This window comes from Pseudomonas sp. NBRC 111140 (assembly GCF_001320885.1).
Lineage (GTDB): Bacteria > Pseudomonadota > Gammaproteobacteria > Pseudomonadales > Pseudomonadaceae > Aquipseudomonas > Aquipseudomonas putida_P.
Genome location: NZ_BCBQ01000052.1, coordinates 37,615 through 43,765, shown reverse-complemented (window position 1 = coordinate 43,765; position 6,151 = coordinate 37,615). Strand labels below are relative to the sequence as shown.

At 60.0% G+C, this 6,151-nt stretch carries 6 protein-coding genes; 5 read left to right on the top strand and 1 reads right to left on the bottom strand.

Annotated elements, in window-relative coordinates; genetic code table 11:
* A partial coding sequence (gene yhbY / locus APH42_RS17310) for a ribosome assembly RNA-binding protein YhbY (RefSeq protein WP_060493852.1) occupies window positions 1-273 on the bottom strand: 273 nt, incomplete at its 3' end.
* A 102-nt stretch (window positions 274-375) separates the two neighbouring features.
* On the opposite strand from yhbY, the gene rlmE reads away from it, so the two are divergent.
* The 5 genes from rlmE (at window position 376) to tpiA (ending at window position 6,148) form a co-directional block, all read left to right on the top strand.
* Window positions 376-1,002, top strand: a complete 627-nt coding sequence (gene rlmE, locus APH42_RS17305) for a 23S rRNA (uridine(2552)-2'-O)-methyltransferase RlmE (RefSeq protein ID WP_012274251.1) — start codon at window positions 376-378, stop codon at window positions 1,000-1,002.
* Between the two features lie 203 nt (window positions 1,003-1,205).
* Window positions 1,206-3,110 carry an ATP-dependent zinc metalloprotease FtsH gene (gene ftsH, locus APH42_RS17300; protein ID WP_012274250.1) on the top strand — a complete coding sequence of 635 codons (1,905 nt, stop codon included), beginning with the start codon at window positions 1,206-1,208 and terminating at the stop codon, window positions 3,108-3,110.
* Window positions 3,111-3,118: 8 nt separating this feature from the next.
* On the top strand, window positions 3,119-3,970 hold the full coding sequence (folP, locus tag APH42_RS17295) for a dihydropteroate synthase (protein ID WP_060493851.1): 852 nt from the start codon (window positions 3,119-3,121) through the stop codon (window positions 3,968-3,970).
* Window positions 3,971-3,986: 16 nt separating this feature from the next.
* Window positions 3,987-5,327, top strand: coding sequence for a phosphoglucosamine mutase (gene glmM, locus APH42_RS17290; RefSeq protein WP_060493850.1), 1,341 nt, complete (start codon window positions 3,987-3,989; stop codon window positions 5,325-5,327).
* Between the two features lie 65 nt (window positions 5,328-5,392).
* The gene (tpiA, locus tag APH42_RS17285) at window positions 5,393-6,148 is read left to right on the top strand and encodes a triose-phosphate isomerase (RefSeq protein WP_012274247.1); all 756 of its coding nucleotides are present in this window, start codon (window positions 5,393-5,395) and stop codon (window positions 6,146-6,148) included.
* The last annotated feature ends 3 nt before the right edge of the window (window positions 6,149-6,151 follow it).

Sequence of the window (6,151 nt, the reverse complement as noted above, 5' to 3'; positions counted from 1 at the left end):
CGGCTGTGGGTTCTTGCGGTAGATCAGGGCTTTCTTGCCGATGGTCTGCACCAGCTCGGCACGGCCGGCCTTGCACAGTTCTGCAATGGTTTCGGCACGTTCTTCGCGGTCTTCCGAGCGAATTTCGACCTTGATCAGCTCATGGTCGACCAGCGCGCGCTCCAATTCGGCGATGACGCCTTCATTCAAACCGTTGCCAGCAACGATCAGGACCGGCTTCAGGTCATGACCAATGGACTTGTATTGCTTCTTCTGCTCGTTATTGAGCGGCATAATCTGACCCTTTCCGTCTGATTCTGTAAAATTGACCGGCATTTTACCCGAGGGCCACCGGCTCCGCCCAGTCAATCACGACGCATATCATCGAGGTGCCCCGTGGTACAACGTTCCAAAAGCAGCGCCAACTGGCTGCGAGAGCATTTTAACGACCCTTTTGTGAAGCAGGCGCAGAAGGATGGCTACCGCTCGCGTGCGAGCTACAAACTGCTGGAGATCCAGGAGAAGGACCGTCTGATCCGCCCTGGCATGAGTGTGATCGACCTCGGCGCCGCGCCTGGTGGCTGGTCCCAGGTGACCAGTCGTCTGATTGGTGGCCAGGGTCGCCTGATCGCTTCCGACATTCTGGAAATGGACTCGATCGCTGATGTGACCTTCATTCAGGGTGACTTCACCCACGATGAAGTGCTGCAGCGCATTCTCGAGGCGGTCGGCGATTCGCACGTAGACCTTGTGATTTCCGACATGGCCCCCAATATGAGTGGTACGCCCGCGGTGGACATACCGCGTGCCATGTTCCTCTGTGAGCTGGCCCTCGATCTGGCGACCCGCGTACTCAAGCCCGGCGGCGACTTCCTGATCAAGATTTTCCAGGGCGAAGGTTTTGACGTGTACCTGAAGGACGTGCGCAGCAAGTTCGACAAAGTGCAAATGCGCAAGCCATCTTCGTCGCGGGATCGCTCCCGTGAGCAATACCTGTTGGGCAGAGGCTTCAAAGGGGCATGAAAGGTGTGAAGCGGGGTGGCCGATAGTTAATTCCAATCGGCCACTGCGTCAGGATCGTCCGAACTTCGTGTAGTCTAGCTTTCACAAAGGGTTACAGACGGTGCCTGCGGCTGCGTAGGTAATGTAGTAAGTTAGGGCGATGAATATCATGCGAGGCACGGCTGCGTCGTGCGCCGGCCTCAGAGGGTAGCGAATTGAACGACATGGCAAAGAATCTGATCCTGTGGTTGATCATCGCAGCTGTCCTGGTGACAGTGATGAACAACTTCTCCAGCCCTAACGAGCCGCAGACCCTCAACTACTCCGACTTCATCCAGCAGGTCAAGGATGGCAAGGTCGAGCGTGTGACCGTAGACGGCTACATCATTACCGGCAAGCGCGCCGACGGCGACAGCTTCAAGACCGTGCGTCCGGCCATTACCGACAATGGCCTGATCGGCGACCTGGTCGACAACCATGTGGTTGTCGAAGGCAAGCAGCCTGAGCAGCAGAGCATCTGGACGCAGCTGTTGGTGGCGAGCTTCCCGATCCTGGTGATCATTGCCGTGTTCATGTTCTTCATGCGCCAGATGCAAGGCGGCGCAGGCGGAAAGGGCGGGCCGATGAGCTTTGGCAAGAGCAAGGCGCGCCTGCTGTCCGAAGACCAGGTCAAGACCACGCTGGCCGACGTTGCCGGCTGCGACGAAGCCAAGGAAGAGGTTGGCGAGCTGGTCGAGTTCCTGCGCGATCCAGGCAAGTTCCAGCGCCTGGGTGGCCGCATTCCACGTGGTGTGCTGATGGTTGGCCCGCCCGGTACCGGTAAGACCTTGCTGGCCAAGGCCATTGCTGGCGAAGCGAAAGTGCCGTTCTTCACCATTTCCGGTTCGGACTTCGTGGAGATGTTCGTCGGTGTCGGTGCCAGCCGTGTGCGCGACATGTTCGAGCAGGCCAAGAAGCACGCCCCGTGCATCATCTTCATCGACGAGATCGACGCCGTTGGTCGCCACCGTGGCGCCGGCATGGGCGGCGGTCACGACGAACGTGAGCAAACCCTCAACCAGTTGCTGGTGGAGATGGACGGCTTCGAGATGAACGATGGCATCATCGTTATCGCTGCTACCAACCGTCCGGACGTACTCGACCCTGCGCTGCTGCGTCCGGGGCGCTTCGACCGCCAGGTGGTGGTCGGCCTGCCGGATATCCGTGGTCGCGAACAGATCCTCAAGGTGCACATGCGCAAAGTACCGGTTGGCGAGAACGTCAACCCGGCGGTCATTGCCCGTGGTACCCCAGGCTTCTCCGGTGCCGACCTGGCCAACCTGGTCAACGAGGCTTCGCTGTTTGCCGCACGCTCCAACAAGCGCCTGGTCGAAATGAAAGAGTTCGAGCTGGCCAAGGACAAGATCATGATGGGCGCCGAGCGCAAGACCATGGTCATGTCCGAGAAAGAAAAACGTAACACTGCCTACCACGAGGCTGGCCATGCCATCGTTGGTCGCCTGGTGCCAGAGCACGACCCGGTCTACAAGGTTTCGATCATTCCGCGCGGTCGTGCCTTGGGCGTGACCATGTTCCTGCCGGAAGAAGACCGTTACAGCCTGTCCAAGCGCGCGCTCATCAGCCAGATCTGTTCGCTGTACGGTGGTCGTATCGCCGAAGAAATGACCCTGGGCTTCGATGGCGTGACTACCGGTGCGTCCAACGACATCATGCGTGCCAGCCAGATCGCCCGAAACATGGTGACCAAGTGGGGCTTGTCGGAAAAACTCGGCCCGCTGATGTACGCAGAAGAAGAGGGTGAGGTATTCCTCGGTCGTAGCGCCGGCAGCCAGCACGCCAGTGTGTCCGGCGAGACTGCCAAGCTGATCGACTCCGAAGTGCGCAGCATCATCGATCAGTGCTACGCCACTGCCAAGCAGCTGCTGATCGAGAATCGAGACAAGCTTGAAGCGATGACCGAAGCGTTGATGAAGTACGAAACCATCGATGCCGATCAGATCGACGACATCATGGCTGGGCGTACGCCACGCGAGCCGCGTGACTGGGACGATGACAAGGACTCGGGTACGCCTGCGGCCCAGAATGATCGTCCGGAATCGCCAATCGGCGGCCCAGCAGCTCAACACTAAGGGCATCTATGAGCTCAGTGCAGTACCCGATCCGGTTGCCTTGCGGCAACCGGGTTCTTGATTTGTCACGTACCCATGTCATGGGTATTCTCAATATCACCCCCGATTCCTTCTCCGATGGCGGGCGCTTCAGTCAGCGTGACGAGGCCCTGCGCCATGCCGAGGCAATGGTTGCCGCCGGCGCTACGCTGATCGACATCGGCGGCGAGTCCACGCGGCCGGGCGCACGCGCAGTATCGGTGACCGAAGAGCTGGAGCGGGTGGCGCCAATGGTTGAGGCGATCAATAGTCGCCTTGACGTGGTCATCTCGGTCGATACCTCGACGCCTGCCGTCATCCGCGAGTCCGCGCGTCTAGGCGCCGGGCTGATCAATGACGTGCGCGCCCTGGAGCGCGATGGCGCTCTGGACGCCGCGGCCGATACTGGCCTGCCGGTGTGCCTCATGCACATGCGTGGCGAGCCGGGTAACATGCAGGATGACCCGCATTACGAAGATGTGACCGCCGACGTTGCGCGTTATCTTGAGCAGCGGATGGCCGCCTGTTCGGCGGCGGGCATCGATTCAAACAGAATCATTCTTGATCCGGGCTTTGGTTTCGCCAAGACACTGGCGCACAACCTGAGCCTGTTCAAGCACATGGAAGCGCTCTATCGCCTTGGGCGCCCACTGCTGGTGGGTGTTTCACGAAAGAGCATGATCGGCCTGACGCTGGAACGTCCGGTCGGCGAGCGCTTGTACGGCAGCCTTGCGCTGGCGGCGTTGGCCATGACCAAGGGGGCGAGCATACTTCGTGTCCATGATGTGGCCGAAACTGTCGATGTAGTGCGCATGATCGCTGCGGTGCAAAACGCCGAATAAGAACATTGGAGTCCCTATGAGCAGAAAATACTTTGGTACCGACGGCATTCGTGGCCGCGTCGGCGAATACCCGATCACGCCTGACTTCATGCTGAAGCTTGGCTGGGCGGCTGGCATGGCGTTCCGCAAGCAGGGCCATTGCCGGGTGCTGGTGGGCAAGGACACGCGTATCTCCGGTTACATGTTCGAGTCCGCGCTCGAAGCCGGCCTGGCCGCCGCGGGTGCCGATGTCATGCTGCTGGGGCCAATGCCTACACCGGCCATCGCCTACCTGACGCGCACATTCCATGCCCAGGCGGGCATTGTCATCAGTGCCTCGCACAACCCGCACGAAGACAACGGCATCAAGTTCTTCTCCGGTCAGGGCACCAAGCTGCCTGACGAAGTCGAGCTGATGATCGAGGAACTGCTCGACCAGCCGATGACGGTTGTCGATTCGAGCAAGCTGGGCAAGGTGTCGCGCATCAACGACGCGGCGGGCCGCTACATCGAATTCTGCAAGAGCAGCGTGCCGAGCAGCACCAGCTTCGATGGCCTCAAGCTGGTGGTCGATTGCGCCCACGGCGCCACCTACAAGGTCGCGCCAAGCGTGTTCCGCGAGTTGGGTGCCGATGTGACCGTGCTGCATGCGCAACCAGACGGCCTGAACATCAACGAAGGCTGCGGCTCGACCCACATCGAATCGCTGCAGGCTGCCGTGCTGGTGGGCCATGCCGACCTTGGCATTGCCTTCGATGGCGACGGTGATCGGGTGCTGATGGTCGACCACACCGGCGCCATCGTCGACGGTGACGAACTGCTGTTCATCATTGCTCGCGACTTGCACGATCGTGGCAAGCTGCAAGGTGGGGTAGTCGGTACGCTGATGAGCAACCTGGGCCTGGAGCTTGCACTGAAAGACCTGGATATCCCGTTCGTGCGGGCCAAGGTCGGCGACCGTTATGTCATGGCTGAGCTGCTGGAGCGCGAGTGGCTGGTTGGTGGCGAAAACTCCGGCCATGTCGTGTGCTGCAACCACACCACCACCGGTGACGCGATCATTGCCGCTTTGCAGGTGCTGATGGCGCTCAAGCGCCGTGGCGAAACCTTGGCGCAGGCCCGTCAGGCGCTGCGCAAGTGCCCGCAGGTGTTGATCAACGTGCGCTTCGGCGCCAGCAAGGTCGACCCGCTGGAGCACCCGGCCGTCAAGGAAGCCAGTGCCAAGGTCACTGAAGCGTTGGCCGGTCGCGGTCGTGTGCTGTTGCGCAAGTCTGGTACCGAGCCGCTGGTGCGGGTCATGGTCGAAGGCGAAGACGAAACCCAGGTGCGTGGCCATGCTGAAGCACTGGCCAAACTGGTTGGCGAAGTTTGTGTCTGATGGCGCTTGCCAGCGCAGATCTGGTTGGGTAAGATCTGCGCCCACTTTGACCGACGAGGTAAAGCATGCGTCGCCCTATGGTAGCTGGTAACTGGAAGATGCACGGTACCCGCGCTAGCGTCGCTGAGCTGACCGAAGGCTTGAGCAATCTCGCCTTGCCGAGCGGAGTGGAAGTCGCGGTATTTCCACCAGCCCTGTTCATCAATCAAGTGATCGATGGCTTGGCGGGTAAAGAAATTACTGTCGGCGCACAGAATTCTGCTGTACAACCCGAACAGGGTGCGCTGACCGGGGAAGTTGCTCCGGAGCAGCTGGTTGAAGCAGGTTGCAAGTTGGTGTTGATTGGTCACTCGGAGCGTCGCCAAGTCATTGGTGAAACCGACGAAGTGCTCAATCGCAAGTTTGCAGCGGCCCAGGCCAAAGGTTTGAAGCCAGTGCTTTGCATCGGGGAAACCCTTGAAGAGCGCGAGGCTGGCAAAACGCTTGAAGTTGTCGGGCGTCAACTAAGCAGTATCATCGAAGCATTCGGTGTTAAGGCTTTTGCCAATGCAGTAATCGCCTATGAGCCTGTATGGGCCATCGGCACTGGCCTTACGGCCACGCCACAGCAGGCCCAGGATGTGCACGCCGCCATCCGCGGCCAGTTGGCGGCAGAAGATGCTGAAGTAGCTGCGAAGGTGCAGTTGCTCTACGGCGGCAGCGTGAAGGCGGCCAATGCGGCCGAACTGTTCGGCATGCCGGATATCGATGGGGGTCTCATTGGTGGGGCTTCCCTGAACGCAGACGAATTCGGTGCAATTTGTCGCGCCGCAGGAAACTGAACA

Coding starts and splice junctions, on each gene's coding strand:
- ftsH (WP_012274250.1), top strand. CDS start 1,206: ATGGCAAAGAATCTGATCCTGTGGTTGATCATCGCAGCTGTCCTGGTG.
- folP (WP_060493851.1), top strand. CDS start 3,119: ATGAGCTCAGTGCAGTACCCGATCCGGTTGCCTTGCGGCAACCGGGTT.
- glmM (WP_060493850.1), top strand. CDS start 3,987: ATGAGCAGAAAATACTTTGGTACCGACGGCATTCGTGGCCGCGTCGGC.
- tpiA (WP_012274247.1), top strand. CDS start 5,393: ATGCGTCGCCCTATGGTAGCTGGTAACTGGAAGATGCACGGTACCCGC.